Raw genomic sequence first — 19,238 nt, 5'->3', positions numbered from 1 at the left:
CACAATCATTAATTACCTAATTATAGTAATCCTATTACCCCAATGAATTCTAATAAAACCAATTACACCGTTCCGTTTATTATTATAACAGTACTCTTCTTTTTATGGGGTTTTATCACCGTATTGGTAGATAGTCTGGTACCACGGCTTAGGGAAGTTTTTGAATTAAGTTATTTCCAGGCTGGATTGGTACAATTCGCCTTTTTCCTGGCCTATTTTGTGTTTTCCATTCCTGCTGGGATCCTGCTTTCCAAAGTAGGTTACAAAAAAGGAATCGTCATAGGGCTTGCCACCATGGCAGTAGGTTGTTTGTTATTTTACCCGGCATCATCAGAGCGTATTTTTGGAGTGTTTTTGTTGGGATATTTCACGCTAGCTGCTGGTATCACTATATTACAAGTGGCCGCAAATCCTTATGTAGCCGTTCTGGGATCAGAAGAAGGTGCAGGCAGCCGTCTTAATCTTGCGCAGGCATTTAACTCTTTAGGTGCCTCGATCGCTCCTATTGCTGGTGCCGCCTTTCTATTGAGTGACAAAATCCTAACCTCTCAAGAAATCACCACATTAACTGACGCTCAACGGGAAAGTTATTTTATCACTGAAGCCGGTGCGGTTCAAACTCCGTTTCTGTTCTTTGCTGGACTGATAGGATTGCTTGCTGTGGCTTTCATTTTCATCAAATTACCACAACTACAAAAAACTGCCAAAGGTGGTTATGCGGCACTTCTCAAGAAAAAATCCGTATGGATGGGAGCTGCTGGGATTTTTGTCTATGTAGGTGCAGAGGTTGCCATAGGAAGTTACCTGGTCAACTATTTTATCGATCTGAATCTGGAAGAGACCATACGCAATAACGAGTTCATGGGGAATATCGCTTCGTTTTTCCTCAACGCAGATATCAACGATATTGATGCCAAAGCCGTGGTAGGTGCGTTCCTGTTCTTCTACTGGACCGGTGCCATGGTAGGTCGTTTTATAGGATCTGCCTTAATGCGTTTTATAGCTCCATTTAAGGTGCTTATGACATTCACCGCTCTAGCTATTCTGATGATCCTTATAAGTGTATCCACTGACGGCTTGCTGGCCATGTGGTCCATCCTAGCGGTTGGTTTATTCAATTCCATCATGTTCCCTACGATTTTCACCTTGACCTTAAATGGATTGGGCGACTTGAAACCTCAAGCCTCTGGATTGTTATGTATGGCCATTGTAGGTGGAGCTATTGTGCCCATCAGTTTTGGCGCGCTAGCCGACTCTCTAGGCTTTGCACTGGCATTTCTATTACCTATGGCATGTTACGCCTACATCATGTTCTTTGCCTTTTATAAGGGTAGGAAGATTGAGGCTGTTACCGTGTAAATCTTAAAAGCTATTTACGGAAAGGCTGCCTTTTTGGCGAGAACTATTTGAAATACAATTTGTCACACTGATCTATTTCAGTGTGACATTTTAGTTTATACATCTTTTGTACGGCATATAAAAGCATTGATCGCAATTGATGAGTGGTTAAATTAGAGCAAAATTGTAACTCGCCTAACACTCAAAATTTATTTACTAGCAATAATAACTACTTCTAGATAAGCTCTGTGTAGCAAAATTCCCTTCACATAAGCAAGGAAACTAATTAAACAGAAGAAAGATCTATAGGAGATGCTGACCAGCGTCAGTATGACAACTCATAAGGTGATTCGTTTAAGCAATAAAAAATCCCGATCTAAATAGATCGGGATTTTTTAATGTTACGCTTTCCTGCCTGCGGCAGGCAGGCGGAAAGCGAAATAATTTAAAGGTTATCCTCCAAAGTCATCAAAACGTATGTTCTCTGGCGGTACACCGAAGTCTTCTGCCATCTTACCTACAGCGTTATTCATCAATGGCGGTCCACAGAAGTAGACTTCAATATCTTCAGGAGCCTCGTGCTTACTTAAATACTGATCTATTACCACCTGGTGAATGAATCCAACGAATCCATCACCTGACTCATCATCGATGCTTTCTTTCACTTTCCAGTTGTCTTCTTCCATAGGCTCAGAAAGCGCTAGGTAGAACTTAAAGTTAGGAAATTCACGCTCTAATGAACGGAAATGCTCGATATAGAACAACTCACGCTTTGAACGTCCACCGTACCAATACGTCACCTTACGATCTGTTTTCAAGGTCTTGAAAAGCTCGTATAAGTGAGATCTCATAGGTGCCATTCCAGCTCCACCACCTACGTAAAGCATTTCTGCATCTGAGTGGTTGATGAAGAATTCTCCATAAGGTCCAGAAACAATTACCTTGTCTCCTTCCTTTTGGTTAAAGATGTAAGAACTAGCGATTCCAGGATTTACATCCATCCAACCATTCTTAGCGCGATCCCATGGTGGCGTAGCAATACGTACGTTAAGCATGATCTCACGACCTTCTGCAGGAAAAGAGGCCATAGAGTAGGCTCTTTCTACTGTTTCAGGGTTTTTCATAACTAATGGCCATAAGTTGAACTTATCCCATTCTGCTTTAAACTTATCCGGTGAGTCGTGTTCCTCTGGGTGAGCCGTGATGTCGATATCTTCATACCTTACTTCACACTTAGGGATCTCGATCTGGATATAACCACCAGCTTCATAATCCATATCTTCCGGAAGTTCTACTACAAACTCTTTAATAAAAGATGCCACGTTGTAGTTACGAACTACAGTAGCTTCCCATTTCTTGATACCAAAAACTTCTTCTGGAATCTCGATCTTCATGTCTTGTTTAACCTTAACCTGACATCCCAATCTCCATCCAGCGGCAATTTCTTTACGCGTAAAGTGTGGAACCTCAGTTGGCAGTATGGAACCACCACCTTCAGTCACGACACATTTACATTGTACGCAAGTTCCTCCACCACCACAGGCAGATGGTAAGAACAGTTTATTATCACCCAAGGTTCCCAGAAGAGTTCCTCCAGATCCTGTGGTAATGTCCTTTTCTCCATTTACATTGATCGTCACAGGACCAGATGGGAGCAATTTTGATTTTGCCGTAAGCAACAGGACAACTAATAATAATATTAGTGTCAAGAATATAGCTACACTGGCAAGTATGGTAAGCAAGTTAGAATCCATGAATTGTTCTTTCTAAATATTAAATTTCAATTCCCATAAAACTCATGAACCCTAGAGCCATAAGTCCTGTGATGATAAAAGTAATTCCCAATCCACGTAGTGGCGCAGGAACGTTTGAATAAGATATCTTTTCACGTATCGCAGCGATGGCTAGAATGGCAAGAAAGAATCCAAAACCAGACCCTATTCCATAAACCGCAGCCTCATCAATACCTGAAAAGTCTTTTTGTTGCATAAATAATGACCCACCTAGAATCGCACAGTTTACCGCGATCAATGGTAGGAAGATACCCAGGGCTCCATATAATGCTGGAGCAAAACGCTCTACCACCATTTCTACCAGTTGTACCATACTCGCGATTACCGCAATAAACATGATAAAACTCAAGAAACTCAAGTCAATGTTAGCAGCATTTTCCATACCTGTCCAGGTCAAAGCGCCTGGCTTTAATAGATAGGTATCGAGCAACCAGTTGATAGGTACGGTAATACCTAATACGAATACTACAGCAGCACCAAGTCCTACGGCAGTTTTAACCGATTTTGAAACGGCTAGATAAGAACACATCCCTAAGAAATAGGCGAAGACCATGTTCTCAATGAAAATACTTCTTACAGCGAGATTGATTAATTCCATTTTCTAATTCTTAGTATGATTAATTCTGTTCTATTAATGTTCTATTGCGGCTGCGTTGTACCCATATGATGATACCTACCGTGATCAATGCCATAGGAGATAACAACATCAAACCATTGTTCTCATAACCAAATTCATAAAAAGATTCTGGTATCACCTCAAATCCTAGCAATTTACCAGCACCTAATAGTTCTCTAAAGAAAGCCACAAGAATCAAGATAAATGCATATCCAGCAGCATTACCTATTCCATCAAGAAAGGATTTATAAACGCCATTTCCTAAAGCAAATGCTTCCAAACGACCCATCACGATACAGTTGGTAATAATTAGTCCTACGAATACCGATAACTCTTTGGACACGTCATAGGCATAAGCTCTTAATACTTGGTCTACAAGAATTACCAAAGCAGCAACAACTACTAGTTGAACGATAATCCTGATACGAGATGGTATCAAATTACGCAATGCAGAAATAATCATGTTACTAAAAGCCATTACCGCCATTACGGCAATGCTCATAACGATCGCTGGTTTCAATTGTACCGTAATCGCAAGGGCAGAACAGATTCCCAACACCTGGACGGTAATCGGGTTGTTGTCAGTTAAGGGATCAGATAACAATTTACGGTTTTTCTTACCCAGTAGGCCTTCGCGCTCTTCTGTATCAGACAGGAAGAGGATAAGTCCTTGTTTTTTTGATTCTTTATTTTGAGCCATGAGGTGTTTATTTAGTTCGCTTTCGCGAAAGCGTAATCATCAAAAGCAGGTTTACTGCATTGCTACTTTTACGTTGGTTTTTTCTTTAAAGTATGGAAGGTAACGTTGCAATCTTTCAGAAATCATGTCTGTCACCCCATCACCAGTGATAGTAGCACCAGCGATTGCGTCCACGGCATTGTCATCCTTATTGTCACCACCTTGATAACCTTTGGCTACTGATACGCCAATGAAGTTTCCAGATTCGTCCATGATCTTCTCATCATCAAAACGCTTCTTGAACCAACCTTGAGTAATCTCTGCTCCTAAACCTGGAGTTTCACCCTTGTGATCAAATACGGCACCTTTAATAGTATTCACGTCATCCTTGAGGGCTACATAACCCCAAATGGCATCCCAAAGACCTTTACCTCTCAATGGTACGATGTAATATTGCGATCCTTCAACATCTGCTACGTAAAGCGGAAACGCCTGCTCTTCTACCGGTTTTTTAAGTTCCTTTTTAAGGTCTACCGTAAAGGCGTCCACATCAGTACGCTCTTTGCCTTGATCGTTGAGCGCTACTTGCTCTACAATGTACTTGTTAAACAGTGCCTCTGCAGAATCTCTCGTCGTCTCGATACCTACGGTAGCGAGAATGTTCTGCATTTTTTCTTGTTTCACGTTTTCAGCTTGTGCCGGCTGCAGGTTTGTTGCTGCAAAAGCCAGTGCACTTGCCACTACTGCCACCAGGATGATAGCAAATATGAACGTGTATGCATTTGAATTTCTATCCATTTCTTAAGCTGTTTGAAGTTGAACTTTAGCTTTTTTCAATCGTTTCTTTCTTTTATTCACGTTTCCTTGAATCACGTAGTGATCAATAGTTGGAGCGAATACGTTTAGGAGAAGGATGGCAAGCATGATCCCTTCTGGATATGCTGGGTTGAAAATACGTATCAACAACCCGAAGAATCCTATCAAGATACCATAGATCCATTTCCCTTTAGTAGTTTGCGCAGCACTAACTGGATCTGTTGCCATAAAGACAATACCAAATAAGATACTACCTACCACAAGATGCTGGTAGAACGGGAAGTTGAACAATTGATTTGTCCCCATTTCCAACAGTGTTGCATCCCATCCACCCAATTCTAGAGCGGCGACAGCGCCTGCATCGTTTAATACTTGATCCATTGTGATTCTACCACTATCGACCAGTTGCGTCACAAAGTCTTCTCCCAATCCTCCAAAGAAGTTGAAAATAAGTCCCATTACAACACCACCTATCAAACCACCTAATATGATTCTCCAACTACCAACTTTAGTAGCTATCAAAATGATAGCACCTATGATAATCATCAATGCAGAAGTTTCTGCTACAGATCCTGGTATGAATCCCATAAACATGTCATAGAAATCAATACCAGCTAGAACTGATGTCTCGCTTGCTGCAGTCGTATTTGAAAATGCGACGGCGTTACTCGCAGCACCGCTAATCTGACCATCATAACTTCCACTTGCTAGAGCACCAAGAATTGTTTCTCCAGAAACAGCATCTGTAGATCCTTCATGAACCCAGATGGCGTTACCAGACATATAGAGCGGATATGCGAAAAACGCAAAGGCTCTTGCTGTTAACGCTGGATTCAGAATGTTCATTCCAGTACCACCAAAAGCTTCCTTACCTATTAATACCGCAAAAGCTACAGATAAAGCAAGCATCCATAATGGGATATCAACTGGGAAAATCATAGGAATCAAAAGACCTGTTACCAAGTAACCTTCGTTCACCTCGTGACCTCTATAGATGGCAAAGATGAATTCTATCGTCAATCCTACTACATAGGATACAATAATCAAAGGCAACACTAAGATGGCTCCTTCTACAAATGCATCCATAAATGGAACGTCTAGAACACTGGAAAGACCGCGCTCTTGATACAGGTATTGTGCTCCACTATTCCACATTCCAAAGATCAAAGCTGGAATAAGCGCTAAGACTACAGTAATCATTGTACGCTTCAAATCTGACACGTCACGTATGTGCGCTCCTTTTTGAGTAGTATGGTTGGGAGTAAATAAGAACGTATCAAAAGCATTGATTGCCGGAGCAAACTTTTCATACTTCTCACCAGGTTCGAAAGGTTTTCTAGCCTGATCTAATTTATTTCTAAGCCATTTCATAGTTTATCCTACTTCAGTTATCATTAAATCAAGACCCAAACGTATTACTTCTTGAGCCTCTAACTTTGATGTGTTAATATAATCTACAAGGGCAAAATCCTCTGGAGCTACTTCATAGATCCCTAGGTTTTCCATTTTTTCAATATCTCCTGCCATACAGGCCTTGATCAATTGCATAGGATAAATATCCATAGGCAACACTTCTTCCATCTCACCAGTCACCACTAAGGCGCGCTCTTCACCGTTAAGGTTTGTGTCGACTTTGCTGCGACCACCTTTCATCCAAGACAGGGAAGTTCCAGAGATACTTGGAATATTATTTCTTGTGAATGGCAACCACCCTAATAAGGCATATTCATTACCTTCCGGAATAAGGGTTAATGTGTTATGATAGAAATTCAGGAATTGATTGTTGTCAAGTTTATCTCCTGTCAACACATCACCAGAAATGATTCTAGTTTCGTTAGTATTTACATTAGAAACCAATGTAGAAACGTTGGCACCTATGATCGTTCTATAATATTTACGATCTGCATCAGCTACTTCAGATCCCGCTAGTGCTACTGTGCGTTCTCCATGGAATTGACCGGTCAAGAAAAGATTACCAATGGTAGCAACATCTTCTGCTGCAACAACCCAAACCTTCTCGCCAAAGTTGATAGGATCAATCTTATGAATTTGAACACCTGCGTTACCTGCTGGGTGCGGTCCTTTCACCTTATGTATGACTGCGTTTGCAATCGATCCTAGTTTTGAATCCTTACCAACACCTATATGCACATCACCACTTGTTAGTTTACTAAGCGCATCAACTCCTGCTTGAAAAGCTTCCTTTTTACCAGAAACGATAAAATCCACATCACCAGCAAGTGGCGCTGTAGTGTAAACAGAAATAAAAATAGACTTAGGCGTATCTTCAGAGCTGGCGACAATGTCGTAAGGACGCTGAATGATAAACGGCCAGCAGCCACCTTCCAAAATTCTGGTTTTAACCGCTGCAGCATCTGCAGTATTGGGATCCATTTTACCAAAATCAACATGCTCATCAACAGCATCTGCAGTGATACGCACCTCTAGAATGCGCCTTTTGGCACCTCTAACCACTTCAGAAATGGTACCGCTTACCGGCGCCACAAACTTTACAGGCTCGTCGTATTTGGAATAAAAAATGGCTTCACCAGCTTTGACCTTTGCACCTTCCTTGTGCACAAGCTTGGGAACTACCGCATGAAAATCTAATGGTTTGATCGCGTAAACGCTAGATCGCGGCGCATCGACAATTGATTTGTCTGCCACGCCTTTGAGCTTGAGGTCGAGCCCTTTTCTAACTCTAATGTCCTTTGACATAGGATGAATGGATTTAGTCCTTTTTTGAGTCTGCAAATTTAAGTAATAAAGGTTTCAGTTGATCCTGTGAATTTTATTTAGATTACTTCTAAATAGTTATTTAAGGTTGCTTTGGCACTGCTTTGGCAACCTGATTGCCACAGGTTTTTGATTTATATTTATCCAGCCAATTTTCATTCTATGAGGTCGATTATTTTCATGTTCATTACAATGGTTTTTTGTTCCGCTTTCGCGGAAGCGCAAGAACTTTCAGACCTAGTCAATGATCCTGACTACATCAAAACGGTTACCTTCAACAAACCACCAGAAAATATGGTGCCAGTCTACAAACTGGGAGAAACCATCAACATTAGTTTTGATGATATCATAGGCGACGAGGCTGATTATTTTTACCAGATCGAGCATTACGATTATGACTGGAAGCCTAGCGCTCTTTTTAAAAATGAATTTTTGAGAGGTGTGGATGACAGGCGTATACTTAACTATCGCAACTCCTTTACCACACTTCAATCCTACTCACATTATGAGTTGACCATTCCCAATCAATTTACTACCGCGCTTACCGTAAGTGGCAATTACATGGTCCATTTTTATAATGACGACCGCGAATTGGTCTTTTCCAGAAAATTCATGCTGCTGGATGACAAGTCGCTAGTAGGTGTTGCCATAAGACGCGCTCGAGATCTCAAATTTGTATCGGTCAAGCAGCGTGTGGAGTTTTTTGTAGATTCTGAACAGATCAACTTCATTAACCCAAAGGAAAACCTTAAGGTTGCCATCATTCAAAACAGCGACCTCAACACGGCGATCTATAATATCCAGCCACAATTTAATTTAGGCAACAAACAATTGTATGATTATGATGGGCCAACGTCCTTTTGGGCTGGAAATGAATACCTCAATTTTGAAAACAGGGATTTTAGATCACCTAATGTCAATATCGACTATGTACGTCGCAATGAATTGTATGAATCTTTTCTTTTTATAGATGCCTCACGACTCTATCAGGAATACACATATTTTCCTGACATCAATGGCAACTTTCTGGTGACTACAACTACTAATGAGGATAATGACATTCAAGCAGAATATCTCAAGGTGCACTTCAAACTAGACCCATTAGCAGTTCTTCCAGAGAATTCCAGTGTTTTTGTTACCGGTAATTACAACGGTCACCAGTATCAGGATGAGAATTTGATGACTTTTAATCCGCAGACTAATTTGTACGAAGTGACCATGTTGCTCAAGCAAGGTTTTTACAATTATAGATATACAGTGATTGATGAAAATGGCATGGAACTGCCAGGATTGATAAGCGGTAACAAATGGCAAACTGAAAATGAATACACCGTTCTGGCCTACTACCGAGAGCCTGGCGGCCGTTATGACCAGTTGATAGGTTACGGTTCTGGCAATAGCGCCAATATTTCCAATTAATTATATTTGATCGACCAACCATCGATCATGAGCTTACCAGTAAGATTATTGCCAGAGTATCGCAGTGAGAAATGTCTCAATTGCGATACGCCTCTTGAAAAGGCAGATAAGTATTGTCACCAGTGCGGCCAGATCAATTCAAAGAAACGCTTATCGCTATTTGATTTTTTCAGCGAGTTTTTGTCAAATTTCATCTCCTATGATAATCGCATCTGGAGGACAATAAGTGGTATACTTATAAGACCAGGAAAGGTTACTCAAGAATATTGCGCGGGTCGCAGGACACGATATGCCAATCCATTCCGGTTTTTTCTTACTGTAAGTATCGTATTCTTCTTGCTATTACAATTTAGCATCAAAATGGCTCCAGAGACCATGGCACCCATTCAAATCTCTGAAGACAATAATGAAAATACGGCAGAGGCTGGCTTGTTCCAACTCAAGATTGATAGTACCGTCCAGAACAAACAGGATCTGCTTAGACAAATGAGAGAGATCCAGGATTCCATAAGTAAAAACGGATCGCCTATTCAAAGATTTGTCACAGATAAAGCCATTGAAGAATTTGAAAAAGACACAACTTCAATAAAGCTAGGCCGTGATTCTTACACCAGTCAGGCAGAGCTGGACTCGATGTCTTTCATACCGCGGTACATCAATCAAATTGAAAGTTATGCCAACTTCTATGACGACCACCGCAACACAACCGCCACAGAAGCTCTGGAACAATTAGGCCATCGCAAGAACAATTCAAATGTTTTTAGATATCGCAAGGCGTCTAAATTGCAGGACGTTTTCTCCAACCCTATCACTTTATCAGATATTCTGTTGCCTAAAATACCCTTGTTTCTATTCTTTTTTGCACCAGCTTTGAGTCTCATCTTCTGGTTGCTATACGCAAGGCGCAACTTTACCTATATGGAACACATGGTGTTCAACTTTCACCTGTTCACCTTTATATTCCTTTCCTTCTATTTCATGCTGGCAGAGTTTGCATTTTTTGAGAGTAACATTCTAGCAAGCATTTTCTTTGCGCTTATTGGACCCTTCTATCTATATAAGGCGATGCGCAATTTTTATAAACAAGGACGATTTAAGACCATCTTGAAATTTCTAATGATAAATTTTGTATTTTTCATTCTTCTAGCAACAAGCAGTTCCTTGTTTGTAATAGTGAGTATTTTTTTAAGCGTATAATGTTACAGCAAATTACCAGAGGCATCAAGATCACGGTGCGCACGTCTTTCCAGGGTACATTTTATAAGAATTATAAGATGCACTTCGCCTTTGGCTACAACATTACCATTGAGAACCAAAGCAAGGACAGCGTCCAACTCACTTCTCGTCACTGGAAGATCAAGGATAGTTTGAGCCGTACAGAGCATATTGACGGTGAAGGCGTGATAGGCAAGAAACCTGTTCTTAAACCTGGTGAATCACACACGTACAGCAGCGGCTGTTTGCTGGCATCGCCCTTCGGTAGTATGAGCGGCACATATACTATGGTCAATTTTAGCTCGGCAAGACACTTTGCCGTGAACATTCCCAAGTTCAAGCTAAGCGCGCCATTTGCCTTGAATTAAACTTTAGATCAGATCTAAGTTGCGGTAAACTGCAAAATATTTCCGTACAACCTCGACAGCTTTTACTTTTTTAGATGATTTTGAAGGTTACGCTTTCGCGAAAGCGTAATAAAATCAATCTCCTTGCAACTATTTGACATCGTGCTTACACAAGATGTCGTAGAAATTGATCCGAATACGAATCAAAATCTGTTGAGACTTAAATGTAAGTTTAGGTTTATAAAAAGGCATTGCCGTCTCTATTTTGTATTTTCACAGCCAAATTTTAAACCGAGAAAAATACAATCATGGGAAAAGGATTTTTCAATGTACCAGTGGCCATTAACGAGCCGATTCTATCATATGCACCAGGCACTCCAGAGCGCGAGGAAGTTCTAAAAGCATACCAAGATTTTTATAACACAACTACCGAGGTGCCCGTCTACATAGGCGGCGAGGAAATCAAAACCAAAGACACCGGCGAGATAAGACCACCGCACGATCACAAGAAAGTAGTGGGAACTTACCATAGAGCTGGTAAAAAAGAAGTTCAAAAAGCTATTTCTACCGCTTTGGAAGCTCGCAAAGAGTGGTCTCAACTGCCATGGGAACAACGTGCTGGAATTTTCCTTAAAGCTGCGGAACTGATTGCTGGACCGTACCGTGCTCGCATTAATGCGGCAACTATGGTAAACCAATCCAAAACCGTATTCCAAGCAGAAATCGATAGCGCGTGTGAGCTGGTTGACTTTTTAAGATTCAATGTAGAATACATGACCGAGATCTATGCAGAGCAACCAGAATCCACTTCTGGCGCCTGGAATAGACTGGAATATCGCCCACTAGAAGGTTTTATCTACTGTATAAGCCCATTCAACTTTACCGCGATTGCCGGTAACTTGCCTGCGAGTGCCGCTCTTATGGGTAACGTTTGTGTGTGGAAACCTAGTGACCACCAGATGTTGAGCGCAAATGTGATTATGGAGATCTTCAAAGAAGCTGGAGTTCCTGATGGTGTGATCAACATGGTGAATGCAGAACCTGTGATGATGACTAAAGAAGTTTTGACTCATGCGGATTTTGCTGGTGTGCACTTTACAGGATCTACATCGGTATTTAAAGATATCTGGTCTCAAATAGGGCAAAATATCAATACGTATAAAACCTATCCACGTATCGTTGGTGAAACTGGTGGAAAAGACTTTATCGTGGCTCACAAGACAGCCGTTCCTGCACAAGTAGCTACCGCTATCGTACGTGGCGCGTTTGAATTCCAAGGTCAAAAATGTAGTGCTGCCTCTAGAGCTTACATTTCAAAAACCATCTGGCCAGAGGTCAAAGAATTGATAGGGAAAGATATCGAGAGCATCAAAATGGGATCGCCAGCAGATATGACCAATTTCATGACGGCTGTAATTCATGAAGGTTCTTTTGACAAGTTAGCTTCTTACATCGACCGAGCGAAGAAAAGCAAGAAAGCAGAAATCGTTTTTGGCGGTGGTTATGATAAGAGTGAAGGATGGTTTGTAGAACCTACCGTGATCGTGACGACAGATCCTAATTATGAAACCATGGAGACAGAACTCTTTGGTCCAGTGATTACAATTTATGTCTATGAAGACAGCAAGTGGGAAGAAACATTGAAACTGGTAGATGAGACGAGTATTTATGCCTTGACGGGTGCCATTCTTGCACAAGATCGTTATGCATTAAATCAGGCTACCAGAGCATTGGAAAATTGTGCCGGTAACTTCTATTTGAATGATAAGTGTACAGGTGCGGTGGTTGGACAACAGCCCTTTGGTGGTGCGAGAGCATCAGGAACCAACGACAAAGCTGGTTCAAAACTGAACTTGCTACGTTGGGTTTCTCCACGTATGATCAAGGAAACCTTTGTAACCCCAACAGATTATCGCTATCCGTTTATGGGTGAGTAATTAGTTTCTCATTATAGATTTGAAAAACGCCTTCTCATTAATTTGAGAAGGCGTTTTGTTTTAAGTGGGCTAGTCAAAGCTCCTGATAGTTGATCTGACATATGGGGCGCTTACGTCGTTATTATCAAAATTATAATTACTCATAAGGAGTATATTTGAGTTGATATATGTAGTTGTAAAACATTTTGACATAACCAAGTAATGAAAGAAATACTAAAGTCATTTTTTGAATCATCAAAAGAGAGAATTAAAAATCCTCTGATTGGAACTTTTATTATCTCTTGGATCGCTATAAACTGGAAACCTATAACAATTTTGTTGTTCTCGGACGAAATTATTGAGAACAGGATTAATTATATAGAAACTAATTATGCTTCTGTTGACACTTATCTTTTAATACCATTTGGTATTGCTTTAATTTATGTAATAATTCTTCCCTATTTTATGTGGGGAGTTGACGAATTAGTTAGAAAATCTACTATTGGGAGAAAGAAAAACTTAATAAAACAACAAGTCTTTGATTATGAAGGCAAGCAAGAAATCGCTATCCAGGAAAGTAAATTAGAAGATGTAAAAGCAAGTTACAGAGATAAAGCTGATTTTAATAAACAAATTGAACAATTACGAAACCAATTAGACGAAAGAGATGAATATTTAAAATCTCAATCAAAGGAACTGGAAACATTGAATAATGAGAATGAAGAATTGAAAAAACTTATTTCTGACAGTAGTAAAAACAAACAAAATACACAAAATTCAATTTTTGAAAATCAATATATAGAATTTCGAGAATCTGACTTATATGATTATTTCAGAGATGTGGGCGTAAAAATTAGAAATGGTGGAGAATTCCCACGTGGAATCAATGAAATTATCAAGGAAAAATATTTGATACAAGGTATAGTTGAAGAAGTAAGAGAAGAAAATAACTTTTATTATAGGTTTTCTAGCAAAGGTTTGTTCTTTTGGAAAAAATATGTAAATAGTATCCGTGTATCAAAGAATATAAAACCATCAGATGATCTCGATGATGATTTGCCATTTTAAAAACGTTTAACAACAATGGCTATAAGTAATTGCTTGTTCTCGCCTACTTCTGAAAATCCTCATGGATTTTCAGCTTGACGTGCACTTGCTAAGTTAAGTACAACATAACGCAACTGTTCATAGCCCAAACCGTTCAAGCCCATTGCGTGCGGCCGTAACTCACCGCTATGAAATTTTGAATCTAAGGTTTGCAACTGTAAATCATGCGAACACTAGGATTACCAAAACTTTAAATCAGTCAAAGGCCTTCTAAATTTCAAGACTTGCCTGCCGGTAGTAGATAGGGCAAGAAGCAGCGCTTTGAATAGATAAAAGATAGTGCTAAACCATATCTAGACACTTCGACTGCACTCAGTGCAACGCTATCGCTCGATATTGGTTTGAAAGCGATGTGAATTCTACAACGGCAAATGCACCACTTTCTTGGTCTCAAAAAAAGGATCTTCAAAGACCTGATCCAGTTCGTAGATGTCGGCGTGTTTGAAGGGTTTGAGTTCTTCGGTGAGGTCGCCGCCTTTTAGGTAAAGTATCCCATTTTCTATCTCGTGGTAGCTGTCCTTACGCACTTTATTGCGTGTCCAGCTTACAAAATCGGTCATGTTAGTCACGGCTCTGGAGACGATGAAGTCAAATCTGCCTTTTACTTTTTCGGCTCGACCGTGTTCTGTGGTGACGTTTTCCAGTCCCAATGCTTCTACGACCGCATCCACGACCTTCAGTTTTTTGGCAATGGAATCGACTAAATGGAATTTGGTTTTTGGGAACATGATCGCCAGCGGTATTCCAGGAAAGCCGCCGCCGGTTCCCACATCCATGACTCTTGTGCCACCAGGTGTGTTGGGTAAGCTTTCGCGAAAGCGAACTACACTTACAATTCCCAGCGAGTGTAAAACATGGCGCGTGTATAATTCATCAATGTCCTTTCTGGAGATCACATTGATCTGTGCGTTCCATTCTCGATACAATCCTTCCAGTTGTGCAAATTGCTCCTGTTGACGATCTGTTATATGTGGGAAGTGTTCTTTGATGATTTGTGACACGAATGCTGGGTTTTTAAGGTTTTACAAAAATAAACGAATATTATATGGCGATCTGTATTGCTAGTTGCGGATGAATGATATTTTTGTAACAAATACTTGTGATCATGAATGAGCATCTATCAGACCGTATCAACAATCTACCTACCAGTGCCACACTTGCCATGGCTGCAAAAGCGCGAGAATTGCGCGAAGAAGGCAAAGATATTATTGGTCTAAGTTTAGGAGAACCAGACTTTAATACACCAGATTTTGTAAAGGATGCGGCTATTCAAGCTGTTAATGACAACTACAATTCATATACACCAGTGGATGGTTATGTGGAATTGAAGGATGCGATCATCCATAAATTCAAACGCGACAACAACCTGACGTATGACCGCAGCCAGATTGTGGTATCAACAGGTGCCAAACAATCTATCGCCAATGTTGCGATGGTCTTGCTTAATAAAGGTGACGAGTGTATCCTACCTGCACCGTACTGGGTAAGCTACAGCGCCATCGTTGAACTCGCCGAAGGTGTTCCCGTAGAGGTTCACGCTGGTGTGGAACAAAATTTCAAAATTACCGCAGAACAGTTGCGTGCCGCGATCACGCCCAAAACCAAGATGATCTTATTCTCATCGCCCAACAATCCTAGCGGTTCTGTTTTTTCAAAAGAAGAACTGGATGCGTTTGCAGCCGTCTTGAAGGATTATCCAGACATTATCGTAGTGAGTGATGAGATCTATGAGCACATTAACTATGGATCTGGCCATGCGAGTATCGCAGCTTGTGAAGGGATGTATGATCGTACGGTAACCATCAACGGTGTAAGCAAGGCCTTTGCCATGACTGGATGGCGTGTAGGTTATATAGGTGCACCTACCTGGATTGCGCGTGCGTGCAACAAGTTTCAAGGACAAATTACTAGTGGTACTTGCTGTATCGCACAGCGTGCAGTAATCACTGCTCTTGAGGCACCAGTTTCTAAGATCCAGTACATGATCGATGCCTTTGCAGAGCGTCGCAAACTGATCCTAGAATTATTGAACCAGATCGACGGCTTTGTTACTGATGAGCCAGAAGGTGCTTTTTATGTGTTCCCAGATATTTCGGCCTTCTTTGGTCGTGAAATCAAAGGTCATAAAATTTATACAGCAGAGGATTTCTCTTTATTCATATTAGAAAAAGCGCTTGTAGCGACCGTATCAGGTGAATCTTTTGGAGCGCCTAACTGTATACGTATCTCTTATGCTGCAAGTACCGAACAGATCAAAGAAGCAATGGAGCGTATCCACCTAGCTTTGTCTTAAAACGATATTCCCATATTTTAAAAAGCCCGCCAATTGCGGGCTTTTCTTTTTGTTTTAGTAACTCAAATTTAACGGACTACCTACCCTAAGAAACTCTTTAAAGGCAGTACTTTTGCCGGCCAAATTTAAGAGGTGTGTTATGAGTATGGTTTCAGAGTTTTTTGCGGTCATCGATTTTAAAGAAATATTTACGGCAAGCATGATCTTGTTTGCGGTGATTGATATTGTAGGTAGTATTCCCATTATTGTGGACTTGCGTCGTAAAGTAGGACATATTCAAAGTGAAAAGGCCAGTGTCGTCGCTGGAATATTGATGATCGTTTTTATGTTCGTTGGTGAGAGCATGCTCAATCTGATAGGTATTGATGTGAATTCTTTTGCCGTGGCAGGCGCCTTCATCATTTTCTTTATTGCATTAGAAATGATTCTGGGCATTCAACTTTATAAAGACGACCAGCCAGAGACTGCCGCGATTATTCCCATTGCTTTTCCTTTGATTGCCGGTGCCGGTACGCTTACCTCAGTACTTTCCTTACGCTCTGAATATTATGCCATCAATATTATTGCTGCGATTCTTATCAATATCGTATTTGTCTATGCCGTATTGAAAAATTCTGGCCGCATTGAGAAGGCGATAGGAAAACAGGGAATCGATGTGGTAAGAAAAATCTTTGGAGTTATCTTGCTAGCGATAGCTGTCAAACTTTTTGCGACCAACATCAAAGAACTCTTTTAGTTATGAAATATGTATTCTATGCGATCATGATACTGGGAATTGCCAGTATTGCGTTCAATGTCTTTAAAATTGATTTTTCAAATCCGCTGGTAGGTGAAAGTCAGATTGCGGTCATTAGTATCGTTGCGGCACTTTGCGTGGTGATTTTAATGGGCATCATGCTTATTTCCTATAAGATCAAGGCAAAAGCTCCAGGTGGCAACTAGGCATTTTTGCGGTCTCGACTCAACTCTTTTAATCGATCTATCATGGGATCCATAGTGTTGAGCAATTTCACTTTAAGCTCTGTACCATAAAGCTGTTCTGCAAGTGAGGCTTTTAAAAGCAGCATCATGAATTCACGATTGCCCGTCAATCGCAGTGATTTATTATTTCCACCTCTGGCCCTTTGGTAAAATTCCAATAAAAGCGTTTCTGGAACCTGGTAGGAATCTACAAATTCCCTTTCTGGCATGTATCGCAAGTAAGAACCTTCAGTACGCAAGAAATCGTTAGCAATACGATCTGCAAAACCTGTTCTGGCAAAATAATCTAAGGTTTGGTTCTCGTAACCTTTAGGTCCTGCAACAAAAACATCGGGAATAATACCACCACCACCGTACACGATTTTTCCTGCTGGTGTTTTATACATTAAAGAATCGTTGACCTCAATATTGGATTTATCCTGTAGTTCACCATTCTCATAACGTTCAAGATATTCATTGAAGTAATCTTCATTACCAGAATCATAGGGCCTTTGAATACTACGACCTGTAGGCGTGTAATATCTAGCCACGGTTAATCGTACGGCACTACCATCGCCCAGTTGCATTTCCTGCTGCACCAATCCCTTGCCGAAACTGCGTCGACCTATGATAGTTCCCTTATCATTATCCTGTAGGGCACCTGCAACGACCTCGCTGGCGCTGGCACTATTTTCATTGATTAGAATAAATACAGGTTTGTCCTCAAAATCACCATCTGAGGTGGCATAACTGTTTTTTCGCTTATTGTTGCGATCCTTTTGAAATAGCATCAACTGGTCATCTTTCAAAAACTCATCGGCCATGTCTAGAGCCGCTTGTAAAACACCTCCAGGATTATCTCTTAAGTCGACAGCGACTTGCTGTGCTCCTTTTCTTTTCAAAATATCAATGGCACGATTGAACTCTGCCGTGGTGGATTCTGCAAAGCGGTTGACCTTAATGTAACCCAATTCATTAGTCAACATATAGGCGGCATCAACACTTTTAATGGCAATCTGGCCGCGAGTAACCGGTACGTTGAATACAGTACTGTCACCAGGTTTAAGGACACCTAACGTGATTCTTGAGCCAGATTCTCCTTTTAGTTGATCTGTAGAAACCTTGTTTTCTCCATACAATGGTCTGCCGTCCACGGTAAGAATACGGTCACCGCTTTTGATACCGGCTTTTTGGCTAGGTCCATCTTTGATCGTGCTCAAAACTGAAATCGTATCCTGATTTACAAAATACCTAATGCCAATACCCACGAAGTTACCTCGCATATCATCAGCGACGGCTTGTGCTTGATCTGTTGAGATGTAGATGGAATGTGGATCGAGATTTTGAAGAATACCATTGACGGTAACATCCACGATGCTATCTGTATTGACCTCATCCACATAACGCTGGTCAATAATATCTATGAGTCTGTTAAGCTTACGCTTCTTAAGGTTGCCAGAAGTTGTGAAGGCATCATCCATACCGTTGACAGACAATAGATTGCCTATCAAAATCCCTAGTCCAAAGAAGATCCCTAGAAATAATGGGTAGTATAGATATTGTTTTTTCATCAATCGAGTTGGCTAATCTGTTCTGTAATAACGCCTGCTTTCTCGAGGAATTGCAGACCGCTATCGTCCTTATAGGCATTGAGGTATACTACACGTTTGATGCCACTTTGATGGATCAATTTACTGCACTGCTGGCAAGGCGACATGGTAATATAGAGCGTTGCGCCCGTACAAGATTGTGTAGAAGCGGCCACTTTTAGTATTGCATTAGCCTCGGCATGCAACACGTACCATTTGGTATAGCCTTCTTCATCCTCACAAAAGTTCTCAAAACCACTAGGCGTGCCGTTATAACCATCACTTATGATCATGCGGTCGCGCACGATTAGCGCTCCTACTTTGCGACGCTTGCAATAGGAAAGTTGTGCCCATTCCTGTGCCATTTTGAGGTAGGCGACGTCGTATCTATGTTGCTTTTCAGGTTTCAATAGT

Annotated in this window: 18 protein-coding genes; 9 read left to right on the top strand and 9 right to left on the bottom strand. The window is 40.9% G+C overall.

Annotation, left to right across the window (positions count from 1 at the left end; genetic code table 11):
- The first annotated feature begins 42 nt into the window (after positions 1 to 42).
- Positions 43 to 1,359, top strand: a complete 1,317-nt coding sequence (locus AAU57_RS04990; protein WP_055411874.1) for a sugar MFS transporter — start codon at positions 43 to 45, stop codon at positions 1,357 to 1,359.
- A 431-nt stretch (positions 1,360 to 1,790) separates the two neighbouring features.
- Here the strand turns inward: AAU57_RS04990 and nqrF are convergent, their stop codons facing one another.
- From nqrF to AAU57_RS04960, 6 genes are read right to left on the bottom strand one after another with little or no spacing between them, the layout of a single operon-like run.
- The gene (nqrF, locus tag AAU57_RS04985) at positions 1,791 to 3,092 is read right to left on the bottom strand and encodes an NADH:ubiquinone reductase (Na(+)-transporting) subunit F (RefSeq protein WP_055411873.1); all 1,302 of its coding nucleotides are present in this window, start codon (positions 3,090 to 3,092) and stop codon (positions 1,791 to 1,793) included.
- Between the two features lie 19 nt (positions 3,093 to 3,111).
- Entirely contained in the window at positions 3,112 to 3,729 is a 618-nt protein-coding gene (gene nqrE / locus AAU57_RS04980) for an NADH:ubiquinone reductase (Na(+)-transporting) subunit E (protein ID WP_055411872.1), read from the bottom strand.
- A gap of 19 nt (positions 3,730 to 3,748) precedes the next feature.
- Positions 3,749 to 4,447 carry an NADH:ubiquinone reductase (Na(+)-transporting) subunit D gene (locus tag AAU57_RS04975; protein WP_055411871.1) on the bottom strand — a complete coding sequence of 233 codons (699 nt, stop codon included), beginning with the start codon at positions 4,445 to 4,447 and terminating at the stop codon, positions 3,749 to 3,751.
- Between the two features lie 51 nt (positions 4,448 to 4,498).
- Complete coding sequence (locus AAU57_RS04970; RefSeq protein ID WP_055411870.1) at positions 4,499 to 5,224, bottom strand: Na(+)-translocating NADH-quinone reductase subunit C; 726 nt, start codon at positions 5,222 to 5,224, stop codon at positions 4,499 to 4,501.
- A gap of 3 nt (positions 5,225 to 5,227) precedes the next feature.
- Positions 5,228 to 6,613: an NADH:ubiquinone reductase (Na(+)-transporting) subunit B gene (locus AAU57_RS04965; protein WP_055411869.1), complete on the bottom strand. Its 1,386-nt coding sequence runs from the start codon at positions 6,611 to 6,613 to the stop codon at positions 5,228 to 5,230.
- 3 nt (positions 6,614 to 6,616) lie between these two features.
- On the bottom strand, positions 6,617 to 7,960 hold the full coding sequence (locus AAU57_RS04960) for a Na(+)-translocating NADH-quinone reductase subunit A (protein ID WP_055411868.1): 1,344 nt from the start codon (positions 7,958 to 7,960) through the stop codon (positions 6,617 to 6,619).
- A 180-nt stretch (positions 7,961 to 8,140) separates the two neighbouring features.
- Here AAU57_RS04960 and AAU57_RS04955 point away from each other — a divergent pair, with 180 nt between their 5' ends.
- The 5 genes from AAU57_RS04955 to AAU57_RS04935 all read left to right on the top strand — a co-directional run bounded on the left by AAU57_RS04955 (position 8,141) and on the right by AAU57_RS04935 (position 13,943).
- Entirely contained in the window at positions 8,141 to 9,397 is a 1,257-nt protein-coding gene (locus tag AAU57_RS04955) for a DUF5103 domain-containing protein (protein WP_055411867.1), read from the top strand.
- 27 nt (positions 9,398 to 9,424) lie between these two features.
- On the top strand, positions 9,425 to 10,594 hold the full coding sequence (locus AAU57_RS04950; protein WP_055411866.1) for a DUF3667 domain-containing protein: 1,170 nt from the start codon (positions 9,425 to 9,427) through the stop codon (positions 10,592 to 10,594).
- Entirely contained in the window at positions 10,594 to 10,980 is a 387-nt protein-coding gene (apaG, locus tag AAU57_RS04945) for a Co2+/Mg2+ efflux protein ApaG (RefSeq protein WP_055411865.1), read from the top strand. The genes AAU57_RS04950 and apaG overlap by 1 nt, the downstream gene beginning before the upstream one ends.
- 287 nt (positions 10,981 to 11,267) lie before the next feature.
- Positions 11,268 to 12,896: an L-glutamate gamma-semialdehyde dehydrogenase gene (gene pruA, locus AAU57_RS04940; RefSeq protein ID WP_055411864.1), complete on the top strand. Its 1,629-nt coding sequence runs from the start codon at positions 11,268 to 11,270 to the stop codon at positions 12,894 to 12,896.
- Positions 12,897 to 13,097: 201 nt separating this feature from the next.
- A complete protein-coding gene (locus AAU57_RS04935; RefSeq protein ID WP_055411863.1) occupies positions 13,098 to 13,943 on the top strand; it encodes a hypothetical protein in 846 nt (281 codons plus the stop codon).
- Positions 13,944 to 14,341: 398 nt separating this feature from the next.
- Here the strand turns inward: AAU57_RS04935 and rsmG are convergent, their stop codons facing one another.
- Positions 14,342 to 14,983 (bottom strand): 16S rRNA (guanine(527)-N(7))-methyltransferase RsmG, encoded by a 642-nt coding sequence (rsmG, locus tag AAU57_RS04930; RefSeq protein WP_055411862.1) that lies wholly within the window; start codon positions 14,981 to 14,983, stop codon positions 14,342 to 14,344.
- A 104-nt stretch (positions 14,984 to 15,087) separates the two neighbouring features.
- Between rsmG and AAU57_RS04925 the strand changes: the two genes are divergently transcribed.
- From AAU57_RS04925 to AAU57_RS04915, 3 genes are all read left to right on the top strand, one after another.
- Positions 15,088 to 16,275, top strand: coding sequence for a pyridoxal phosphate-dependent aminotransferase (locus AAU57_RS04925; protein WP_055411861.1), 1,188 nt, complete (start codon positions 15,088 to 15,090; stop codon positions 16,273 to 16,275).
- Between the two features lie 145 nt (positions 16,276 to 16,420).
- Complete coding sequence (locus AAU57_RS04920; protein WP_055413676.1) at positions 16,421 to 17,011, top strand: MarC family protein; 591 nt, start codon at positions 16,421 to 16,423, stop codon at positions 17,009 to 17,011.
- A 2-nt stretch (positions 17,012 to 17,013) separates the two neighbouring features.
- Positions 17,014 to 17,217: a hypothetical protein gene (locus AAU57_RS04915; RefSeq protein WP_055411860.1), complete on the top strand. Its 204-nt coding sequence runs from the start codon at positions 17,014 to 17,016 to the stop codon at positions 17,215 to 17,217.
- Here AAU57_RS04915 and AAU57_RS04910 read toward each other — a convergent pair.
- Both AAU57_RS04910 and AAU57_RS04905 read right to left on the bottom strand, forming a co-directional pair.
- Positions 17,214 to 18,806 carry a S41 family peptidase gene (locus tag AAU57_RS04910; RefSeq protein WP_055411859.1) on the bottom strand — a complete coding sequence of 531 codons (1,593 nt, stop codon included), beginning with the start codon at positions 18,804 to 18,806 and terminating at the stop codon, positions 17,214 to 17,216. The genes AAU57_RS04915 and AAU57_RS04910 overlap by 4 nt on opposite strands.
- Entirely contained in the window at positions 18,806 to 19,234 is a 429-nt protein-coding gene (locus AAU57_RS04905; protein ID WP_055411858.1) for a deoxycytidylate deaminase, read from the bottom strand. Before AAU57_RS04905 ends, AAU57_RS04910 begins: the two co-directional genes overlap by 1 nt.
- Positions 19,235 to 19,238 lie beyond the last annotated feature (4 nt).

It is taken from the genome of Nonlabens sp. YIK11 (assembly GCF_001413925.1).
In the GTDB taxonomy this organism is placed as follows: Bacteria; Bacteroidota; Bacteroidia; order Flavobacteriales; family Flavobacteriaceae; genus Nonlabens.
The sequence above is the reverse complement of the archived record's forward strand: the minus strand, read 5'-3'. Positions and strand labels throughout refer to the sequence as shown.